Below are 21962 nucleotides of genomic sequence, written 5' to 3'. Positions count from 1 at the left end.
GGCTTTTTTATATTAGCATTATAGGCCGTGAGTGATGACTTTTTCTGCTTCACTGGCTGGCATGGGTTTCGCTTTTAAGAAGCCTTGACCAAACTTACATTGAGTTTGCTTTAAGATTGCCAATTGTTTTTCTGTTTCAATCCCTTCAGCAACAACATCGAGCTTTAACGATTGGGCTAACGATAAAATGGCATCAACCAAGGGGTTATGCGCTTTATTTAAATGATCGATAAAGCTTTTATCGATTTTTAAAATATGGATAGGTAATTGGTGTAAATAACCAAGCGCAGAGTAGCCAGTACCAAAGTCATCTAAACACAGTTTTACTTCAAGAGGCTCAAGGCCTTTTATGATTTTTGTAGCCAGCTCTAAATTACCAATAAGGCCAGACTCTGTGATTTCTAAGCATAGTGAGCCAAGTGGCAATTTATATTGTTTGTATAAGGAATGTATTTGCGCTACAAAATCTAGGCTCGCAAAATGACGTGATGATACATTCACGGTAATTCTGCCAAATGCTTTACCTTCACTTGTCCACTTTGCTATTTGCTTTGCAGCAAGCTCAAGCAAATGTAAATCTAGATTAATAATTTGGCCTGTGTCTTCTGCAACGGGAATAAAATCATTTGGCGAGACAAAGCCTTTACTTGGGTGGTGCCAGCGCACAAGTGCTTCAAAACCAACAACTTTTGTGTCTTGAATGGTAAAAATGGGCTGGTAGTAAAGCTCAAAATCGTCATGCTCAATACCATGCTGTAAATCATTTTCTATATCAGCATGATTTTTAAGTTTTTTACGCATGGTATTGTTGAAAAACTTAACCTTACCACGGCCAGATGACTTTGCCTCGTACATTGCTGCATCGGCATGTTGTAATAGCTTATAAGCTTGGTCGCGACTGCTTTCACAAAAGGCAACGCCTATACTGGTAGATGCTTGCAATAGGTGGCCGTCAATATTGAGAGGCTCTGATAGTACCTGTTGAATACGCTCTAGAGCATCATTAATTTGTTGTTTATCGGTGATGTTTTCCATAAAGATGGCAAACTCATCGCCCCCTAAACGGGCAAAAGTATCCGTATTGCGAATAGTACCTAAGATCAACTCACAGATTTTGACCAAAAAGTGGTCACCAACCTCATGACCTAATGAATCATTGATACTCTTAAATCGGTCAAAGTCTAGATAGAGCAGGGCGTGTTGATTGCGCTTATCAGCTCTTGCTAGGCGAAGGATCGCATGTTTGATGCGTTCAATTAACAATGAGCGATTGGCAAGGCCGGTTAATTCGTCGTGAAGAGCGCGGTGCTCAAGCTCTTGTCTTGATAATTGACGGTCTATCGCCATGCTAATTTGGCGGCTCACATACGTAAGTAAGGCACGGTCATGCTCGTCATAGTGATAGCTTTTACTGTAACTTTGTACGGCAATGACACCGCTTATACGCTCATTTACTTTAAATGGCACACCTAGCCAAGACTCGGCCTGGCGACCAACCATTTTAAAATGACCTGCATCAATGTGCTGTTGAAATTCTTCTTTAGTAAAAAGTAAAGATTGGTCGATGTTTAATAAGTAATAAGATGCAGTATCTTTTAATTGTTCTTTCGATATTTTCTTGTGTGCGTTAGAACGCACACCTTCTTCGATAATGTACACCAAATCAAGCACATCGAGCTGCTTATCATACAGGCCAATGAAGAAGTTATCAGCCCTCAGTAAAGAGGTAATAATGCCGTGTAAAGATTCAAAGAAACTATCTAGCTCGCTCGATTGATAAGTTAGATTGGCTATTTGCAGCATCGAACGCTCTAGCTTTTGTGCATCGTTTAACTGCATAACGGTTTGCTTTAAGTCTTCTACAGTACGAACTTGATTTATCTTGGCACTTAATAGGTGCGCCACTGTTGATAAAATCTCTAAATGCGCATCGTTGTAGTAATCTTTTTGCGGGTGCTCACAGTCAATGACACCCAGTACTTTTTCTTTGTAAACTAATGGTACGCAAAGCTCAGAAAGAGCAGGGCGAGAATCAGCGATATAACGTGGGTCTTCACTGACATCGCCAATCATTAACGGTTTACCAGTGCTTGCGACATACCCCGTAATACCTTGATCAAAGCTGATTTCTGTTCGGTCGATATGATAAGTATCGTGGCTGCTTGCTGTGCCAATAGACGCCATTTCTTTGAGGGTGCGAGTTTTATCATCGGCTAGATAAATAACACACTCTATAAAACCTAGGCGGCTTACCACTTCTGACGTGACATACTCTAACAATTCTTCAACTGTGTCTAATTGCATCACAGATGATGAGAACTGATTAATAATATGTAGTTGGTCTGTTTTGACCTCAAGTGCAAAAGCAGCGTCTAAACTCTTAGGCATAGAATAAAAGGTAACCGAAATGTTGTATTAATTTATTACGTTAACCTACTATCAAACTATCCACAAAGTTATTTTCAAAAAAAACTGGAACTGGTGTAAACTAGGCACCTGAATATGAACTTGGGTAAATAAGCGAGGTTATTTGCTCAATGTTTACGCTATCCCCCTAACTTTAGCCGTGGAAACAAGCAATGTCAGATTTAAATTCGATGCAAACTCTAACAATTACACGCCCTGATGATTGGCACATTCATTTACGTGATGGCGAGCAACTCGTTGATACCGTTCGTGATGCTAGCCGTTACATGGGGCGCGCGATCATCATGCCGAACCTTGTTCCACCGGCAACCTGCACAGACACTGCTTTATCTTACTACGAGCGAATTAAAGCTGCGGGCCCACAAGGTAACTTTGAACCATTAATGGTGCTTTACCTAACAGATAAAACTACACCAGAAGAAATTAAAAAAGCTAAAGCAACAGGTAAAATTGTTGCTGCTAAGTTGTACCCGGCTGGTGCGACTACCAACTCAGATTCAGGTGTAACCTCAATCAAAAACATTTACCCTGTACTTGAGGCAATGCAAGAAGTAGGGATGTTACTGTTAGTACATGGTGAAGTAACCGATTCATCAATTGATATTTTTGACCGTGAGAAGGTATTTTTAGAAACAATTCTAGCGGACGTGGTAAATGACTTCCCGAGTCTTAAAATTGTGCTTGAGCACATCACCACGAAAGATGCAGTAGAGTTTGTTAATAATGCACCAGAGAATGTTGCTGCAACAATTACTGCTCATCACCTTCTTTATAACCGTAATCATATGCTAGCAGGTGGTATTCGCCCGCATTATTACTGCTTACCTATTCTAAAGCGTAACATTCACCAGCAAGCGTTAATTGGTGCTGCAACAAGTGGTAGCAAAAAGTTCTTCTTAGGTACTGATTCTGCACCACATTACAAAGACAAAAAAGAAGCAGCCTGTGGTTGTGCAGGGGCTTATACTGCTCACGCAGCTATTGAGCTTTATGCTGAAGCGTTTGAAGAAGCAGGTGCTTTAGACAAGCTAGAAGGTTTCGCGAGCCACTTTGGCCCAGACTTCTACGGTATGCCTCGAAACCAAGATACCATTACATTGGTAAAAGAGAGCTGGACAGTACCAGCAAGCTATAAACTAGGTGATTCAGAAGTAGTGCCAATCAAAGCAGAGGCGCAAATGGATTGGCAAGTTAAATAAGTTTTAGCAAGCTACAAATTGAGAATTAAAAGCCCATCTATTTGATGGGCTTTTTTCATTGATAATTAATTGTTTATAAATAGTACTGTCATATATTTTTGTTTAGGCAGTTGACCTTAAAATTATTTTCGATTAATAGAGCTAAAAGCAATTTAATGTGTTAGTCTTAAATTGCTTTGAGTTTTTGCGTATTGAATTTACGGATAATGTGCGGCTGTACGGTTACCGGTTTGGTTATTGGTTCTTCCTGTACTTTACCCCAAGTTTTTTGGGCATTCACTCAGGGAGGATAGAGCCATTATGGCTGAATTTTAATAATTGACTTACAGGAAAATTTGGTATGTCAAACACGGTTACTGGTAAAGTTAAGTTCTTCAACGAAGCTAAAGGCTTCGGTTTTATTGAACAAGAAAATGGCCCTGATGTATTCGTACACTTCAGCGCTATCACAGGTACAGGCTTCCGCACTCTAAGCGAAGGTCAGCAAGTATCTTTCGGCATCAAACAAGGTCAAAAAGGCCCTGAAGCTGAGAACGTAGAAGTAGCATAATTAATTATGCGAACCTAAGCATTTTGGTGAAACAGTTTCTGTTTCACCAAAAATTCATTTTATCTCCTGCTAAACCCCAAGTTTTAACTCTCTATAAATAGTCATAAACTGTACCGAATTTATATTCCTCCAAAGGCATTGTTTAAGACTAAATTAATCAGCCAATAAGCTAGAACTTCGCATTCTATGCCCTAAAAGCTACTCTCCATAACTAAAGTATTATATGCTGTACCGATAGGATTTATTTAACATGACATCACCCGTTATGTTTAGTTTGTAGTTTTGATCGAACTCGAAAGTGAGCAGCTAAAAAAGTTTATAGTTATTTTTCACCAATCTAGAAATAACCCGCTAAACTTAAATTATCCACATGTGGAATAAATGCTGAGTAACTTATACTTGTTTGATGAAATATAATGAAGGTTTGCTAATCGATGAGCATAGGAAACAATATACTTTTGGTAGACGACCACCCGATGGTGGCAACAGCAATTAAAATGGTACTCGCTAAGTCTACATTAGTTAACGAAGTACAAGCTGTTGGAAGTCAAAAGGAAGCATTGCAGTTTTTAAAAAGTAATAATGTAGCGCTGGCAATTTTAGACATTGAGCTAGAAGACTCAGATGGCTTTAGTTTATATAAGCGCGCAGTCAGTAGTGGCTTTACTGGCAAAGTATTGTTTTTATCTGCTAAGCAAGACAAACACATTATTCGCACTGCAGCAAAGCTAGGTGCTCAAGGATTTGTTAACAAGGCCGAAAGCCTTGAAGATATCTCCTCTGCAGTTGAAATGATTTTGCGCGGCTATACTTTCTTTCCACAAGAGCACCTAATAGCGTCTGAAAAAGACATAGACGAGTTACTCACTGAACGTGAACTCGCAGTGATGAATTATCTACTACAAGGCTTATCAAACAAAGATATTGGTGAAAAACTTTTCATCAGTAATAAAACGGTAAGTACATACAAAGCGAAAATATTTGAAAAACTTGAAGTTGATTCAATTATCTCACTCGCTAAGCTAGTTAAAGACCGCGCCGTATTTTAACTCTCTCACCCGTAGCGGTGAGAGATTTCAACTCTCTCATTCTTGTGTTTAGTGTCTGATTTGGCTGCTTTTTGAGCGGTTAGATGTAGTGAGTGCATAAAAATTCTTCAAAACAGATTTTTTAGATGAACAAAGTGAATTTTTTTTTCACTTTTCTTCAGCACTTTCAGATTTCATAAAATGTTACATTTATGTTTAAGGTTGAACCTAATATGAATGCAATGTTCGCCAGTAAAGGGCTATAGAAGTACCACATGAATACCTCTGTTATATTTTTGTTAATTAGTTGTTTTGGTTATTTTCATCTCAACGACGAGTCACCAAATTTTTCCGATGAAAGCCGAACATCAAGTTGACAGACTCTGAAGCATTTAGCATTATTGGAGAGTTGATATCTATTAAAAGATATCAGGGTTGTCCTCTTCGGAGGATAATTAAATTATAAAAGTAACATTACTTAATTGGTTGGGAACTATGTCTGTTAAAATCAGAAAGAGTCTTGTAGCATCAGCGTTGGTTGGCGCTTTTGCATTTGCAAGCAGCAATGTGATTGCAGATCCTTTGAAAGATGTGCAAGATGCAGGTCAACAAATTCAAAAGGCTGCTGTTAAGTCTCAAACTAAAATTGACAATGTATATGGTCAAACTCAAGAGCTAATCGCTGAGTACCGTAGCATTGTTGACGAAACTGAGCTAATGAAGGTTTATAACGATCACGTAGCACGTTTGGTCGCTGACCAAAACGCTTCAATCGAATCGTTTGACCGTCAAATCGCAACTATCGATAACACGAAACAAAACGTTGTGCCTTTGATGTATCGCATGATCGATACGCTTGAGCAATTCATCAAAGCGGACGTTCCGTTCAATCTTGAAAACCGTCTTGCACGTGTTGAAAGACTTCGTGACATCATGGCGTCAGCATCAGTTACTACATCTGAAAAATTCCGCCAAGTTCTTGAAGCTTACACTGTTGAAACTGCATACAGCTCAGCTGTAACTGCTTCTCAAGGTACTCTTGAGATCGATGGTAAGAGCATCAACGTTGACTTCGGTCGTTTAGGTCGTATCACTTACGTAGCTCAGTCTTTTGACCTTAAGCACGCGTGGGTGTGGGATAACAACACTAAACAGTGGAAAGAATTAGGTGAAGAATACCTAAAACCTGTTAAAGAAGTTATCCGTATGGCGCGTAAACAAGCGACATTAGAACTTGTTAAACTACCAATCTTTGGCGCGGAGTAATCAATAATGAAGAAACTATTTAAAGGTTTTGCTGTTGCAGCAGTACTATCTGTTTCTGCAGGTACCGCGCTTAATGCACACGCAAACACTGATGCTTTAGACAAAATTCTTGAGCAAGTTAAGCAAGAACGTATCTCTGAAGGCAAATTAAATAAGCAACGTGAACAAGAGTTCCTTTCAGCTCGTGCTGACAAGCAAGCGTTACTTAACAAAGCTAAAAGCGACCTAGCTGCTGAAAAAGCACGTGGTGACCGTTTAGCTAAAGAATATGCTCAAAACGAAAATACTTTAGCTGAAAAAGAGCAAGCTCTTTTAAACGCTCAAGGTACATTAGGTGAGATGTTCGGTGTTGTACGTCGTGCAGCTGCTGATGCAATCGGTTCAATCGAAGCATCACTTGTTTCTGCTGAAAAACCAGGACGTGCTGAAGTACTTCGCTCACTAGCTGCTGCGAAAGAACTTCCAACTGTTCGTGAACTAGAAGAGCTTTGGATTTCTCTTCAAACTGAAATGACTGAGTCAGCTAAAGTTTCAACTTTCGAAACTGAAGTTGCAGGTCTTGACGGTTCATCTTCTGTGAAGAAAGTAACTCGTATCGGTAACTTCAACTTAGTAACTGACGACGGTTATTTAATCTACTCTCCAGAAACTAAAGCGATTCAACCTCTAGGTAAGCAACCTGATAGCTACATCTTAGCTGGTATCAGCGATTTAGAAGGTACTTCTGCAGATAACTATGCTGGCGTATACATCGACCCGACTCGTGGCGCGATTTTACGTATCAACACGCAGAAGAAATCACTAATGGAATACTACGAGCAAGGTGCTGAAGTAGGTTACATCATCACATTACTATTAATTGTTGGTCTACTTATCTTCATCGTTCGTTTCATTGATCTTGCGCTTACTAGCACTAAGATTAAGAGCCAGCTTAAAAACCTTTCTACTCCGAATACAAACAACCCACTGGGTCGTATTCTTAAGGTTTACGCTGACAACAAGAATCAAGACGTTGAAAACCTTGAGCTTAAACTTGACGAAGCAATCCTACGTGAAACGCCTCGCATCGAAGCTGGTATCAACATCATCAAGATCTTGGCAGCAATCGCTCCATTACTAGGTCTACTAGGTACGGTAATCGGTATGATCCTTACGTTCCAAACAATCACATTGTTCGGTACAGGTGATCCGAAGATCATGGCTGGTAATATCTCTCTAGCACTTGTTACTACAGCGTTAGGTCTAATTGCAGCTCTACCACTTATCCTACTTCACTCAATTGTTGCGGGTCGTAGTAAGTCGGTTCTACATGTCCTTGATGAGCAAAGCGCTGGTATCATCGCTGCTCACGCGGAGAAGGAGAAAGCCTAATGCTAGTCCTGATGGAGATCTGGGAATCTATCAGGGATTTTGTTGGCACAGGCGGCCAGGTATTATACGTGGTCGCGATAGCACTCTTTCTTATGTGGGTTTTAATGATTGAGCGCTATTGGTTCCTACTAGCTGAGTTTCCTCGTATGACGAAGAACATTGTAGCTCAGTGGGATGCCCGCCAAGACACTACGTCTTGGTACGCACACAGAATCCGTGAAGCATGGATTTCTGAAGCGTCTGAAAAATTAGATCAGCGTATGTTGTTGATTAAGACATTAGTAGCTGTTTGTCCTTTAATCGGCTTATTAGGTACTGTAACGGGTATGATCGCGGTTTTCGAAACCATGGCTACTCAAGGTACTGGTAACGCACGTTTAATGGCATCAGGTATTTCAATGGCAACAATCCCAACAATGGCTGGAATGGTTGCGGCACTATCTGGAGTATTCTTTAGCTCACGTCTAGAAGCGAGAGCGAGAATGGCGAAAGCTAAACTTGTAGATAGCATGCCTCATCACTAGAGAGAGAATTAAATATGGCACGTAAACAACGTTTTCGTGAAGAAGAAGAAGCAGCGGTTGACATGACGCCAATGCTTGACATCGTATTTATCATGCTTATTTTCTTTATCGTAACTACATCGTTCGTTAAAGAGGCTGGTATCGAAGTCAATAAACCTAAAGCAGCTGCAGCTACGAAGCAAAAAAATGCAAACATTTTTGTTGCTATCCGCGCTGACGGTGCGATCTGGATTGATAAACAACAAGTAGACGTTGAGCGTGTATCAGCTAAGCTTGAAAGTTTATTAGCAGAACAACCTACTGAAGTTGTAATTTTGCAAGCTGATAAAGAAGCAAAACACGGCGTAGTAGTTAAAGTTATGGACCAGATCAAAGCGACGGGTGATAACCTTAAAATTTCAATAGCTGGAGATCAGTAATGATTCGTTTTCTGTTTTCACTGATTGCAGGTGGGGCAGTTACTTTCGGCTTGTTCTACTTCATGGCGTACCTCATCTCCGGTGGAGCTGACCGTGCGACTGAACAAAAAGAACAGATCGTAGTCGAAATTATGACGAATCCGCCTGAATCTAAGGTGCAGGAGAGGAAGCGTGTTCCGCCTCCGCCTCCGCCACCGCCAAAGCAGCCGCCTAAGCCGCAGCCGCCTCAGCCGGAAAACAGCAACCCGAACACTGGTGGTTTGTCATTTAATATGCCAAGCATCGATGTGGGTAGCACAGCTGGTGGCCTAAGTGGTCCAGGTGCATTTGGACGTGATGGTGACGCGACACCTATCGTTCGTATTGAACCAAAATACCCTACGCAAGCAGCGCGTGATGGTAAAGAAGGTTGGGTACAACTTTCATTTACTATCAATGAAGTGGGTGGTGTAGAAGATGTTGAAGTGATCGACGCAGATCCTAAACGTATCTTCGACCGCGAAGCTAAACGTGCGCTACGTAAGTGGAAGTACCGTCCGAAAATCATCGATGGTAAACCACAGAAGCAATTTGGTCTTCAAGTACAATTAGACTTTAAACTTAACCAAGGCAACTAAGGAGGCGAGTAATGAGAAATTTATCTAAAGTAACTGCACTTGCGCTTCTTATGTCTCTATCAGGTGTAGCTTTCACTGCACCTGCTTTAGCGGCGCCAGATTACGCGAAGATTGAAGCGCGTAAAAAAGCAAAAACTAAAGTTATGGGCGAGCGCGTTGGTAAGAAAGTTATTAAAGCGTTTGACTTGTACAATGAAGATAAGCTTGATGAAGCGATTGCACTACTTAAAGAAATTGATCCTTCAGATGATTTCGATAAGGCAACAGTTGATCGTTACTTAGGTCAAATGTACGCTCAAAAAGAGCAGTACCAATTGGCTATTAAGCACATCTCAGCGGCAGTTAAACCTGACGTTTTAAACTTTGCTGACCAAGAGCAAGGCCTAAAACTTCTAGGTGATATGTACGCGGGTACTGAGCAATATGCAAAAGCAAAAGAAGCTTATGCATCTTGGATGGACTTCACAGGTGAGGAAGACGACAAAGTTTATACACGTATTGCGCAAGCAAACTACGAGTTAAAACTTTACAAAGACGTACTTCCTGCTGCAGACAAAGCAATCGAATTGGCAAAAGAACCTGCTAAAGCTTCTTACCAATTAAAGCTAGCTGCCTATTTTGAACTTAAACAGTACAAAAACATGGTAGAAGTAGCTGAAGAGATTGTTCGTGTTTGGCCTGAAGACAAAAAAGCCTGGGTTGGTTTAGGTAAATACTACCTACAAACCGAAGACTTCAAGAAAGGTCTTGCGACCATGGAAGTTGCCTATAAAAATGGCTATTTTGAAAACGAAGTTGAATACAAAGTACTTTCTAACTTCTATTCGTTAAATGATATTCCTTACAAAGCAGCAGTCGTGCTTGAAAAGGCAATCAACGAAGAAAAAGTTAAGCGTAACAAGCAAAATATCAGTGCAGTGGCATCTAACTACCACCGTTCTAAAGATATTGAAAAAGCAGCTAAATACTATGAAGAAGCGGCTAAATTTGATGACGATGCAGAGCTTTATCGCAAAGCGGGTTCATTACTTTTACAATCGCAAAACTATAGTGCAGCCGTTGTTCGTTTGAACAAGGCATTAGAGTTAGGTTCTGACAAAAAAGGAACTATCTACTCTGATTTAGCTGAAGCTTACTACTACCAAGAGAAGTACAAGCAAGCTTACAACGCTATCACTAAAGCAATGGATGATCCGCGCACGCGTCGTTTCGCGAAGAGCTGGTCAACCTTCATCAAAGATAAAGCCGCTCGTAACGGTGTAAAAATCTAATTGATGTTGTTTTAAACTAAAAAGCCCCTCTGGGGCTTTTTTTATGGAATTTTAAAATGCTAAGACAGATCGTATTATTAGTTGTCGCAAGTGTGATGCTGATAGCTTGCTCTGAGCAAACATCAGGTTTCAAAACATTTAGTGAAGGGCAGCAAGCGCTGCAAACTATTAATAATTTATTATCGACTCAAGAACAGCAAAGTGAAGCTGCTAGCTGGCCTTTCTCAGAAAGTTATTTGCAAGCGCGTCATCAAGCTTATCAAGGACTAAAAGCGACTAAGTTAGATGTGTCACAACAGGCGCAATTAAATTATTTAATTATTGCTGAGCGTTATCCTGAGCGTTACTTTGTATGGCCTGTACAACGTGATGTTATTAGCCAAGCTCGTTCATTAGATGACTACTCAGAAAATGCACTAGCTAACTGGCTAGAGTTAGTTGAAACACAGTTAATTGCAGCTGAGCAAAGCAATCTGAAATTAAATAAAATCGAATTAACGCTTTTACATAATATGGTCAAATCGTACCTTGATAATAGCGATGACAGTGTACAAGCAGCACTAAACAAACTTAATCAATATTTAACTCAGTATAAACCGCGTACAAAACTTGGTTTAGTTGGTTTGGCAAACGGTAAAGATTGGTATCAAAGTAAACTTAATTACTTTAGTGGTGAAACTAAGCCACCTTTAAATTGGTTAAGTGAGATACAGGCTTCGTTAAAGCAATCGCAGAGTGCAGATTTTGTATTACCTGTATCAGACTCTCACGCTAAACCATTAGTAATGAATTATTTTGTAGAAAATCATCAGCACACAGGCCTTGATTGGCAACTTGATTATCTCGACCCGCTCAAAAGTAAGCGTAAATTAACACAAGGCGAGCAATACTTCTGGCAAGTTATGATGGAAACTGACTTAGGTATTCATTATCACACGTGGAGTGAACAGCAAGCACGTGTTAACTTGATGAAGCGTTTAGGTGTAGATCAGCAGCAAGCTGATTGGTTAATTGAGGATATCGTGCTTTATCCTGCGATGAGCTTTATTTTTATAAATTAGTACAGCGCTGCGCTCTATGGAGCGCAACGTCGACAGCGTTGGCTTGCAGGATCTGCAAGTAAACGTTCGTCATCAATTTTTTCTTCACAATCACAGCAATAGCCATACTGCCCAATATCGATTTGGCATAGTGCTGCTTCTAACTTTTCTATTCGAGCAATCAATATTTGATACTCAGAACCGAGATTATTTGCTGTCAGCTCTAACCAGTCTGAAGGGGGATTATCCTTGAGTTGCGATAGCAGTTGCTGATGATAGGCTTGATCAGAATTAGCCAGCATATCGAGTAAACGTTGTCTAACCTGCGCAAGTTCCGCAGATAACTTTGTTTGAATTTCAGTATTGTTCATCGCTTTTCTTCCAAGTGGGCAATACTAGTATTATCAAACAAAATCGATTGGCTAATTATGATTTGTATCAATACTCGGCGCTTTCGCGTACTTTCTTAGTACATCTGCAACTTCATCTTTGGCTTTTAGGCGGCGGATCTCATCAAAAAGTGCGTTAGCTTGTGGGTATTGGCGTTTTAAATAGCCGAGCCACTGCTTAGTACGAGAAGCAAAATACTTTTCACATTTGCTCTCGTCTTGATGCATAGATGAATGAATAATGTGGTATATTACATGCTCCCATAACATCGGAGTGTAATGCTCGTTTTCTGCATGAGATTTTATTTGTTTTGCTAAATCAGGCATCGCTAATGCACCACGACCAAGCATTAGGTCTTGGCAATGACTGCGCTTTTGACAAAGCATGGCATCTTCAACTTGCCAAATTTCGCCGTTAGCAACGACCGAAATATTTTTATCTTTGATCAATGGGGGGATTTTTTCCCAATATGCCGGTGGGTTGTAACCATCTCTTTTAGTTCTGGCATGAATAGCAAGACTTGAAGCACCCGCGCTAACAACAGCATCAACAATTTCTTGGCTGTTACTATCATCATCAAAACCAAGCCTAATTTTGGCACTAACTTCATGGCAAGGATCAACAGCATCACGCACGGCTTTAATAATTTCGTACATGTGCTCAGGGTCTTTTAACAGTACCGCACCACCTTTACTTTTGTTCACTGTTTTAGCAGGGCAACCAAAATTTAAGTCGATGCCATGAGAGCCTAGGCGTATTGCTTTAACAGCATTTGCTGCCAAAGCATCGGCAACTTGACCTAGCAACTGAATACGCACTGGCGTACCTGCACGAGTATAGCCACCTGCTTTTAGCTCAGGACAATAGCGATGAAATACGCGTTCGGGCAGTGTGTCTTCAACGACACGAACAAACTCTGTTACGCATAAATCAAATCCACCTAAATCAGTTAGGAGTTGTCGCATTTTAAAATCCACAACGCCTTCCATCGGTGCTAAAACTAGTCGCATGATACCTGTTAACTCATCAAAAATTAGGACGCGTATTCTAGCTGTTCTGGATTGTTTTATAAATCGTAATTTGCATTCTTGGCACTTTCAGAAAATAATTATAAAAATTTTGAAAGTAATTTTTAGTTCTCGGGTCTTGTTTAATAACCCTTTATAAAAAAGAGAGTCATCGAATGAACACAGTTAAGAAAAATTCAATTGCATTAACATTAGGTGCGGTTGTAGTAGGTGCGTCAAGTTTTGCAGCCACTGATGCCAGTGCAAATCCATTTGAATTTCAGCAAATGCAAGCAGGCTATCAACTAGATGCCGCAGAAGGTAAATGTGGTGAAGGTAAATGCGGCGGCGATAAAAAAGCCGAAAAAGAAGGCAAATGTGGCGAAGGTAAATGCGGCGCAGACAAAAAAGCAGCTAAAGAAGGCAAGTGCGGCGAAGGTAAATGTGGCGCGGACAAAAAAGCAGCTAAAGAAGGCAAGTGCGGCGAAGGTAAATGTGGTGCAGATAAAAAAGCAGCTAAAGAAGGTAAGTGCGGCGAAGGTAAATGCGGCGCAGACAAAAAAGCGGCTAAAGAAGGTAAGTGCGGCGAAGGTAAATGTGGCGGGGACAAAAAAGCAGCTAAAGAAGGAAAGTGCGGCGAAGGTAAATGTGGCGCAGACAAAAAGAAAGCTAAAGAAGGTAAGTGTGGCGAAGGTAAATGTGGTTCTAACCACTAAACGCTCATTTAGCTTTTAAAAGGGCCGTAAAGGCCCTTTTTAGTAGGAGGTAGTATGTTAAAAGAATCAGTAGCTGATTTTGGGCAGGTTGGTTTAGGTTTGCGCCGAGAAATGCTTGATGAAATGCTCATTGATGTTCCAAAACCCATTGAGTTTTTAGAAGTTGCACCAGAAAATTGGCTCAAGCTAGGCGGGCGTTTTGGTAAACAATTTAAACAGCTTACCGAACAACATGCCTTTGTATGCCATGGTTTATCGTTGTCGATTGGCTCACCTGCAGCACTTGATATTGACTTTGTGCAATCGCTAAAAGCTTTCTTTAAAGAGCATAATATTCGTGTATTCAGCGAACACTTAAGCTACTGCTCGGGAGAAGGGCATATGTACGATTTAATGCCTATTCCGTTTACTGAAGATGCAATTAAACATGTGGCCTCTCGTATTAGGCAAGTACAAGATATTCTAGAGCAGCCAATTGCCATCGAAAATGTCTCTTACTATGGCGCGCCCGGCCAGCAAATGACAGAACTTGAATTTACCAATGCCGTTTTAGAAGAAGCGGATTGTAAACTACTGCTCGACGTGAATAACATTTACGTTAATTCGATTAATCATGGTTATGACGCTGAGCAATTCTTAGCGGCGTTACCAACAAAACGTATTGCCTATGGGCATGTTGCGGGCCACTACACTGAGGCAGAGGATTTACTGGTTGATACCCATGGTGCGCCAGTTATCGATCCTGTTTGGCAATTACTTGAAAAAGCTTATGAAGTTCATGGGGTATTTCCCACTTTGTTAGAACGAGATTTTAATATCCCTCCTATGAGTGAGTTATTAGCTGAACTGAAAACCATTGAAGCACTACAGCAAACAGCCAACAAACAAAACCAAGCAAGGGTGAAACACAGTGCCTAATCATTTTATGCAAGTGCAGCAAGCGTTTATGGCACATATCCGCGACCCTCAGCAACATGCTAAGCCTAGTGATGTTGAAGAGCGTCGGATGGCGATTTACCGAGACTTATTTTTTAACAATGTGGATGGCTTTGTTAGCTCTGCGTATCCAGTACTAAAAAGTTTATATTCAGAGCAAGCTTGGCACAGACTCGTTAGGCAGTTTTTTAGCCAGCATGATTGTAAATCACCTTATTTTTTAGATATTGCAGGGGAGTTTTTGGCCTTTCTTGCTAATGACTATGAAATGCAAAGCGATGATCCCGCGTTTATGTTAGAGCTAGCGCACTATGAATGGGTTGAGCTTGATGTATCGTTTGCTCAAGAGGTGGCAGAAGAAGTGAGCTTATCGGCTCATCAAGTGACAAGCTCTGCATTATTCTTAAGTTCACTTGCGCGTAACTTGAGTTACAGTTTTCCTGTTCATACCATCAGTGCAGATAATCAACCAAGTGAACCGGCAGCACAACCAAGTTACTTTGTGGTTTATCGTGATAGCGATGACGAAGTACAATTTTTATCGACAAATGCGATGACCGCATTACTTCTTAATATTATAGAATCTCAGTCGGGTGCAGATTTAAATGATGTATGCCAAGCAGTTGCAGAGCATGCGCCTCAATTTAGCCAAGAGCAGCTGTATCAGGGAGCGCTCAATACCTTAAGCGCCATGGCAGAGCGCGGCATTGTGGTGACTAATACATTGGTTTAAAAATCGGCTAAAGCTCTTTATTGATGAGGGCAGTTCGACTATTATGTGCGCCTTATTTTGTCGTGCTTAAATAAAGGTAGTAACTATGTCGAATGATAAAGACTTTAAAGATCCGTTCAATGCAACTTATTTCATTGCGTTTTTAGCTGTATTCGGTGGCATTGGCTGTCTAAACGCTATTCTTGGTTGGATCACTTCTTTATCTTAATCTGCGTAAGCAAATTTAAGACAATAGGCTGCATAATGCAGCCTTTTTTATAGTTGATATTTCTTGTTAAGTGATTAATTTCGAAACTTGCTACCGACTTTCCACTAAGGTGATGTTATACTCTCGAGCTTTGTTAGATAAACTTTTTGAGCAGTATAATTATGACTCAAGCAACTTCAACGCTCATCAAACAGAGCATTGCAACGATCGCTGATTACCCAAAGCCGGGCATTATGTTCCGCGACGTAACAACTTTAATGGCTAATGCTGACGCATTTAAAGCAACTATCGACAGCTTTATTGCAGCATATAAAGACCAAGGTTTTACAAAAATCATCGGTACTGAATCTCGTGGTTTTATCTTCGGTGCACCACTTTCTTATGCACTAGGTATTCCATTCATTCCAGTTCGTAAACCAGGCAAACTTCCTCGCGAAGTGATTTCACAAAGCTACCAATTAGAGTATGGTGAAGATATTCTTGAGCTTCATACAGACGCAATTGTCCCTGGCGATAAAGTGTTACTGGTAGATGACTTACTAGCGACAGGTGGCACAATCGAAGCAACTGCTAAATTAGTTGCTAAACTAGGCGGTAACGCAACTGATGCCGCATTTGTTGTTTCTTTACCTGAGCTGGGTGGTGAGCAACGAGTTGCTGATATGGGCATCAAAATCTTAAAGTTGGTTGAATTCGAAGGCGAATAATTAATGAGTTATCAGGTTCTAGCAAGGAAATGGCGACCACAAACCTTTCACGAGTTAGTGGGGCAGTCTCATGTTAAACAGGCATTGGTTAATGCATTAACACAAAATAGACTCCATCATGCTTATCTCTTTACTGGAACCCGTGGGGTGGGTAAAACAACCATCGCACGTATATTCGCAAAAAGTCTCAACTGCGATAAGGGTATCTCTGCTGAGCCATGCGGCCAATGTTCAAGTTGTACTGACATTGAAGCAGGCCGTTATATCGATTTGTTAGAGATCGATGCGGCATCACGTACCAAAGTAGAAGATACCCGCGAAATCCTTGATAACGTTCAATACGCACCAACACGTGGTCGTTACAAGGTATACCTAATCGATGAAGTTCACATGCTGTCAAAGCACAGTTTCAATGCATTACTTAAAACATTGGAAGAGCCCCCAGAGCATGTGAAGTTTTTATTAGCGACAACCGATCCGCAAAAACTGCCAGTGACGATTTTATCGCGTTGCTTACAGTTTAATTTAAATGCTTTGTCGCAATCAGAAATTCATGATCAGCTTGCCCATGTTCTTAATCAAGAACAGCTAAGTTTTGATGATAAATCATTGTCTATTTTAGCTAAGGCAGCCGATGGTAGTATGCGTGATGCATTGAGTCTTACAGACCAAGCAATTGCGCAAACCAATGGCAATATTAATCATCAGGCTGTGCAAACCATGCTTGGCTTGATGGATACTCAATATAGCCAAACCATGTTAGCAGCGTTATTGTGCCAAGATGGCGATGCGTTACTTCAAGAAGTAAAAGCGGTCGTTAGCCGAAACCCTAACTTTGTAGCTTTGCTCGACGATTTAATTGCCCTGACGCATCTCATTCAGCTTGTGCAACTAGTGCCTAGTGCAGCGGCCCTTGATGATACTAACCGAGATTTTATTGAGCAGGTGGCACAAACCACTGATGCACAGCAAATGCAGGTTTACTACCAATTGCTATTAAATGGAAAAAAAGATTTGCAATGGGCACCCGATGCTAAACTTGGTTTTGAAATGATCATGTTGCGACTGCTTGCATTCCAGCCTACGCAATTTGCACAAAGCCAAACACCAACGAATACCCAGCAACAGGTTAAGCCAAGTGGTGCCGGTGCACTGCGTGATATATTGAAAAAATCAACGGCGCAACGTGAACAAGCAGCTTCAGAGCAAGCACCAGTTGCACATAGCTCTGCACAGACAACTGCTGTTCCTTCAGAGCCTCAGCCAACACAAGCTGAGCCTATTCAAGCAGAACCTAATCAAGCTGCCAAGACAGAGACGGCATATAGCTATGAGCCTGCCCAGCAAGTTGAAGCAACTGCAGTAGCACAGCCTGATGCTGGTCAACAGCCTCAGCAATCTGTTGAAACTGCAATGGCCGCTGAAGTTCAACCAGCGCCTCAACAGCAAGAGCAAAGCCACTCAGAGCAAGTGCCAGCTGCTGAGTACTCATCATCAGAGTATTCTTCGCAAGATTATATGGAAGATAATGATGCAGAAATGGACTCATCACTTGCTGCGCAATACGATGATGTGATGAATAGCGCCTATGATCAGGGCTTTACTGCCAATGAAGCATCTGCGCCTCAGCAACAGCAAACTGCACCTGCACAATTACAACAGCAGCAAAGTCAGGCGCAGTCGGCCATTGCTCGTATTTTACAAGACCGCAATATTTCAGGTGCTGGGCGTTTAAGTGGTGCAGCAACGCAAACTAATGCTAAAGCAGAACCACAGCCTGAAGCTAAGCCCAAAGCAGAGCCGCCAGCGCAACAAAGCACAGCCGCGTCCAATATTCAGCCTCAGCAGCAAGCAATGGCTGCTGAAGTAAAAAAGCCCATCCCCCAGCAAGCGGGGGAGAGCAGTAGTAAAGTAAAAAAAGTCGACTTTCGAGAAAAGCATCAAACAATCACCGAAAACTTAGCGCCAGAGTTACTTGAGCAGATCAATCCACAAAAAGCGCCAGAGCCAGTAGTTGAAGAAGCCAGTATTCCGATACCTGATGATTTTGAAAGCCCGATCAGCAGTATTAAATTTGCACACGAACAAGACGAATGGGCGTATTTAATTAAACGCATGGGACTGGGTGGTCGCATGCGCCAATTTGCGCTGCATTCAATTTTTACCAAGCAGAATAATCAGCTTCACATTGAAGTTGATTCATCACAGCGCCATTTAGATAGCGCAGTGCTTAGGCAAAAGCTCAATGCTGCATTGAGTGAAATTTACGGCCATAATGTTGAGCTTAGTATCGAGTTTGCTGATGGCGTAATTGATTCACCATATTTGATTCAACAAAAAATTGATGCGGGACGTCATCAACAAGCCATTGATGTAATAAATAGCGATGAAAATATAGTGCAATTTCAGCAGTTATTTAGCGCTATAATCGATGAAAACAGTATTCAGGCATTGTAATTAGTTACAATAGCCCTTATCTTCATGCCAATTAAAGTAGTTTAGAAAGAGAGACAGTTATGTTTAAAGGTGGAATGGGTAACATGATGAAGCAAGCGCAGCAAATGCAAGAGCGCATGCAAAAAGCCCAAGAAGAAATCGCAAACCTTGAAGTTGTAGGTGAAGCAGGTGCAGGCCTAGTTAAAGTAACTATGCTTGGTAACCACAATGTTCGTCGTGTTGAATTAGATGACAGCCTAATGGAAGACGACAAAGACATGATTGAAGATTTATTAGCGGCAGCGTGTAACGATGCTGTACGTCGTGTTGCTGAAGAAACTCAAGAGCGCATGAGCAAAGTAACTGGCGGTATGCAATTACCACCAGGTATGAAAATGCCATTCTAAGTGATTTTGTATGCAACTATCTCCTAGTTTAACACAGCTAATTGAAGCGCTACGATGCCAGCCGGGCATAGGTCCTAAGTCGGCACAGCGCATTGCTTTTCATTTGCTTGAGCGTGACCGTCAGGGTGGTAAACAGCTTGGTCATGCATTAACCAAGGCAATGGATGAAGTAGGGCACTGTCAATCTTGTCGTACTTTTACAGAGCAAGCTGTATGCGATATTTGTTCAAGTGTTAAACGCCAGGATAGTGGTTTATTGTGTGTGGTTGAATCACCAACCGATGTACTCGCTATTGAGCAAACTGGTCAATACCAAGGTCTTTACTTTGTTTTAATGGGTCACTTGTCGCCAATTGATGGCATAGGACCAAAAGAAATTGGCCTTGATATTCTTGAAAGCAAGTTGCAACAAGGCGGCATTAATGAGGTGATCCTCGCAACCAATCCAAGTGTTGAAGGTGAAACCACTGCCCACTACATTGCTGAGCTTTGTCATAAGTATCAGGTTGGTGCATCTCGTATTGCTCACGGTGTCCCTGTTGGTGGTGAGCTCGACTTGCTCGATGGTATGACATTGATGCACGCATTTAGCGGACGACGCGCCGTAAACCAAAACTAATACCGAAAATGGTATCAAAAGCCTGCTTTAAGCAGGCTTTTTTGTGTATAGCTCCCCAATTTAGCCGTAAATTTAATTTTTTGCCTTGAAGTTCAAAAAGCCTGCCCCATATAAAGAGTCATAGTGCAGATTAGACACTTTGTTAATTGGAGATTTACACAATGACTGCAGCACAAAAAGAAACATTAGGCTTTCAAACAGAAGTCAAACAACTATTAAACCTGATGATTCACTCTCTTTACTCTAATAAAGAGATTTTCCTACGTGAGCTTGTATCAAACGCGTCAGATGCGGCAGATAAATTACGTTTCCTTGCGCTTTCTAATGGCGATTTATACGAAAACGATGCGGAACTAAAAGTACGTATCAGTGCCGATAAAGACGCAAACACGGTCACCATTACTGATAACGGTATTGGTATGAGTCGTGAAGATGTGATCAATTCACTAGGTACAATTGCAAAATCAGGCACCGCAGAATTTTTCCAAAACCTAACTGGTGACCAAAGCAAAGATTCACAATTGATTGGTCAATTTGGTGTTGGTTTTTACTCAGCGTTTATCGTTGCTGACAAAGTAACAGTGCGTACGCGTAAAGCAGGTGAAAGCCAAGGTATTGAATGGCAATCTGCAGGCGAAGGTGAGTACACATTACAAGAGATTGATAAACCATCACGTGGTACTGAAATCATTCTTCACCTTCGTGAAGACGAAACAGAGTTTGCTGATGAGTTCCGTTTACGTAGCATCGTAACTAAGTATTCAGACCATATTTCTATTCCAGTAGAAATGTATAAAGCAGAAGTACCTGAATCAGAAGGTCCTGACGGCGAGAAAATTCCAGCGCAGCCAGGCGAGTGGGAAGGTATTAACCGCGCAACAGCACTATGGACTCGTGATAAGTCAGAAGTAACAGACGAAGAGTACAAAGAGTTTTATAAGCATATTGGTCATGATTGGGAAGAGCCACTAAGCTGGGCACATAACAAGGTTGAAGGTAAAACAGAATACACCAGCTTGTTATACATCCCGAAAAAAGCACCTTTCGATTTATGGAACCGCGAACGTCAATCAGGTTTGAAACTGTATGTGCAACGCGTTTTCATTATGGATGATGCTGAGCAGTTCATGCCAAGCTATTTACGCTTTGTAAAAGGTTTACTTGATTCAAACGACTTACCACTAAATGTGTCGCGTGAAATCTTGCAAGACAACAAAGTAACGCAAGCAATCCGTAAAGGGTGTACATCGCGCGTACTTAAGATGCTTGAGCGTATGGCGAAAAACCGCGAAGAAGATTACCAAACGTTCTGGAACGAATTTGGTCAGGTGTTAAAAGAAGGCCCAGCTGAAGATGCGGCTAACAAAGAAGCCATTGCTAAGCTATTGCGTTTTGCTTCTACACATACTGATGAAAGCACACAAAATGTATCGCTTGAGCAATATATTGAGCGTATGAAGCCAGAGCAAGACAAAATCTACTATGTAGTTGCTGATTCATTCGCTGCAGCGAAGAACTCACCACATTTAGAGATCTTCCGTAAGAAGGGCATCGAAGTATTGCTTCTAAGCGACCGTGTTGATGAGTGGATGATGAGCTACTTAACAGAGTTTAACGAAAAATCATTCCAGTCAATTACCCGTGGTGACTTAGATTTAGGCAACATGGATGACGAAGAAACGAAAAAAGCGCAAGAAGAGTCAGAAAAAGAAGTTGCTGGTCTAGTCGAGCGCATTAAAACAGCACTAGGTGATAAGGTTAAAGACGTACGCTTTACGCACCGTCTAACTGACTCGCCTGCATGTGTTGTTGCAGATGAGCACGATATGAGCTCGCAAATGCAAAAGTTAATGGAATCAGTTGGTCAAACAGTGCCTGAGCAAAAGCCAATTTTTGAGCTTAACCCAGAGCATCAGCTTGTTAAACACTTAAATGTTGAACAAGATGAAGACAAATTTGCCCAGTGGTCAGAAGTACTTCTAGATCAAGCATTATTGGCTGAGCGCGGTACTTTAAAAGACCCCGCAGGCTTTGTAACTCGATTGAACAAACTTATGCTAGATTTAAGCAAATAAGCGTTTTAGCGCAATG

Annotated in this window: 22 protein-coding genes; 19 read left to right on the top strand and 3 right to left on the bottom strand. The window is 41.3% G+C overall.

The window, feature by feature from the left end:
• Window positions 1–18: 18 nt before the first annotated feature.
• A complete protein-coding gene (locus NFU46_RS03325; protein WP_251599680.1) occupies window positions 19–2388 on the bottom strand; it encodes an EAL domain-containing protein in 2370 nt (789 codons plus the stop codon).
• A 191-nt stretch (window positions 2389–2579) separates the two neighbouring features.
• Here NFU46_RS03325 and pyrC point away from each other — a divergent pair, with 191 nt between their 5' ends.
• From pyrC to NFU46_RS03275, 10 genes are all read left to right on the top strand, one after another.
• Complete coding sequence (gene pyrC, locus NFU46_RS03320; RefSeq protein ID WP_055196831.1) at window positions 2580–3626, top strand: dihydroorotase; 1047 nt, start codon at window positions 2580–2582, stop codon at window positions 3624–3626.
• A 340-nt stretch (window positions 3627–3966) separates the two neighbouring features.
• Window positions 3967–4176 (top strand): cold-shock protein, encoded by a 210-nt coding sequence (locus tag NFU46_RS03315; RefSeq protein ID WP_036967526.1) that lies wholly within the window; start codon window positions 3967–3969, stop codon window positions 4174–4176.
• A 434-nt stretch (window positions 4177–4610) separates the two neighbouring features.
• On the top strand, window positions 4611–5225 hold the full coding sequence (locus NFU46_RS03310; RefSeq protein ID WP_063705929.1) for a response regulator transcription factor: 615 nt from the start codon (window positions 4611–4613) through the stop codon (window positions 5223–5225).
• A 474-nt stretch (window positions 5226–5699) separates the two neighbouring features.
• Window positions 5700–6470, top strand: a complete 771-nt coding sequence (locus NFU46_RS03305) for a DUF3450 domain-containing protein (protein ID WP_062564205.1) — start codon at window positions 5700–5702, stop codon at window positions 6468–6470.
• Window positions 6471–6476: 6 nt separating this feature from the next.
• On the top strand, window positions 6477–7841 hold the full coding sequence (locus tag NFU46_RS03300; RefSeq protein ID WP_054561743.1) for a MotA/TolQ/ExbB proton channel family protein: 1365 nt from the start codon (window positions 6477–6479) through the stop codon (window positions 7839–7841).
• On the top strand, window positions 7841–8365 hold the full coding sequence (locus tag NFU46_RS03295; RefSeq protein WP_054551558.1) for a MotA/TolQ/ExbB proton channel family protein: 525 nt from the start codon (window positions 7841–7843) through the stop codon (window positions 8363–8365). The genes NFU46_RS03300 and NFU46_RS03295 overlap by 1 nt, the downstream gene beginning before the upstream one ends.
• Before the next feature lie 14 nt (window positions 8366–8379).
• Window positions 8380–8784 carry a biopolymer transporter ExbD gene (locus tag NFU46_RS03290; protein WP_054551557.1) on the top strand — a complete coding sequence of 135 codons (405 nt, stop codon included), beginning with the start codon at window positions 8380–8382 and terminating at the stop codon, window positions 8782–8784.
• On the top strand, window positions 8784–9401 hold the full coding sequence (locus tag NFU46_RS03285) for an energy transducer TonB (protein WP_054551556.1): 618 nt from the start codon (window positions 8784–8786) through the stop codon (window positions 9399–9401). The genes NFU46_RS03290 and NFU46_RS03285 overlap by 1 nt, the downstream gene beginning before the upstream one ends.
• An 11-nt stretch (window positions 9402–9412) precedes the next feature.
• On the top strand, window positions 9413–10672 hold the full coding sequence (locus tag NFU46_RS03280) for a tetratricopeptide repeat protein (protein WP_175079071.1): 1260 nt from the start codon (window positions 9413–9415) through the stop codon (window positions 10670–10672).
• A gap of 56 nt (window positions 10673–10728) precedes the next feature.
• Complete coding sequence (locus NFU46_RS03275) at window positions 10729–11733, top strand: hypothetical protein (RefSeq protein WP_175082175.1); 1005 nt, start codon at window positions 10729–10731, stop codon at window positions 11731–11733.
• 14 nt (window positions 11734–11747) lie between these two features.
• Here NFU46_RS03275 and NFU46_RS03270 read toward each other — a convergent pair whose 3' ends face one another.
• Window positions 11748–12083, bottom strand: coding sequence for a TraR/DksA C4-type zinc finger protein (locus NFU46_RS03270; RefSeq protein WP_054561739.1), 336 nt, complete (start codon window positions 12081–12083; stop codon window positions 11748–11750).
• Window positions 12084–12134: 51 nt separating this feature from the next.
• Window positions 12135–13112, bottom strand: a complete 978-nt coding sequence (locus NFU46_RS03265) for a tRNA-dihydrouridine synthase (RefSeq protein ID WP_251599677.1) — start codon at window positions 13110–13112, stop codon at window positions 12135–12137.
• Window positions 13113–13285: 173 nt separating this feature from the next.
• On the opposite strand from NFU46_RS03265, the gene NFU46_RS03260 reads away from it, so the two are divergent.
• The 9 genes from NFU46_RS03260 (at window position 13286) to htpG (ending at window position 21946) form a co-directional block, all read left to right on the top strand.
• Window positions 13286–13825 carry a hypothetical protein gene (locus NFU46_RS03260; protein ID WP_251599673.1) on the top strand — a complete coding sequence of 180 codons (540 nt, stop codon included), beginning with the start codon at window positions 13286–13288 and terminating at the stop codon, window positions 13823–13825.
• A gap of 54 nt (window positions 13826–13879) precedes the next feature.
• On the top strand, window positions 13880–14743 hold the full coding sequence (locus NFU46_RS03255; protein ID WP_251599670.1) for a DUF692 domain-containing protein: 864 nt from the start codon (window positions 13880–13882) through the stop codon (window positions 14741–14743).
• Between the two features lie 7 nt (window positions 14744–14750).
• A complete protein-coding gene (locus tag NFU46_RS03250) occupies window positions 14751–15494 on the top strand; it encodes a DUF2063 domain-containing protein (protein ID WP_251599891.1) in 744 nt (247 codons plus the stop codon).
• Window positions 15495–15579: 85 nt separating this feature from the next.
• A complete protein-coding gene (locus NFU46_RS20440) occupies window positions 15580–15702 on the top strand; it encodes a hypothetical protein (protein ID WP_254907726.1) in 123 nt (40 codons plus the stop codon).
• Between the two features lie 161 nt (window positions 15703–15863).
• Complete coding sequence (gene apt, locus NFU46_RS03245; protein WP_054551549.1) at window positions 15864–16409, top strand: adenine phosphoribosyltransferase; 546 nt, start codon at window positions 15864–15866, stop codon at window positions 16407–16409.
• A gap of 3 nt (window positions 16410–16412) precedes the next feature.
• Window positions 16413–18866: a DNA polymerase III subunit gamma/tau gene (gene dnaX / locus NFU46_RS03240; protein ID WP_251599667.1), complete on the top strand. Its 2454-nt coding sequence runs from the start codon at window positions 16413–16415 to the stop codon at window positions 18864–18866.
• A 59-nt stretch (window positions 18867–18925) separates the two neighbouring features.
• Window positions 18926–19252: a YbaB/EbfC family nucleoid-associated protein gene (locus tag NFU46_RS03235; RefSeq protein ID WP_054551547.1), complete on the top strand. Its 327-nt coding sequence runs from the start codon at window positions 18926–18928 to the stop codon at window positions 19250–19252.
• A gap of 10 nt (window positions 19253–19262) precedes the next feature.
• Window positions 19263–19871 (top strand): recombination mediator RecR, encoded by a 609-nt coding sequence (gene recR, locus NFU46_RS03230; RefSeq protein WP_054551546.1) that lies wholly within the window; start codon window positions 19263–19265, stop codon window positions 19869–19871.
• A gap of 161 nt (window positions 19872–20032) precedes the next feature.
• Complete coding sequence (gene htpG, locus NFU46_RS03225; protein WP_251599663.1) at window positions 20033–21946, top strand: molecular chaperone HtpG; 1914 nt, start codon at window positions 20033–20035, stop codon at window positions 21944–21946.
• The last annotated feature ends 16 nt before the right edge of the window (window positions 21947–21962 follow it).

The sequence above is a fragment of the Pseudoalteromonas sp. NCCP-2140 genome, from assembly GCF_023708065.1.
GTDB lineage: Bacteria > Pseudomonadota > Gammaproteobacteria > Enterobacterales > Alteromonadaceae > Pseudoalteromonas.
Note: the sequence above shows the minus strand (reverse complement) of the source record. Positions and strands in the feature narration are given on the sequence as shown.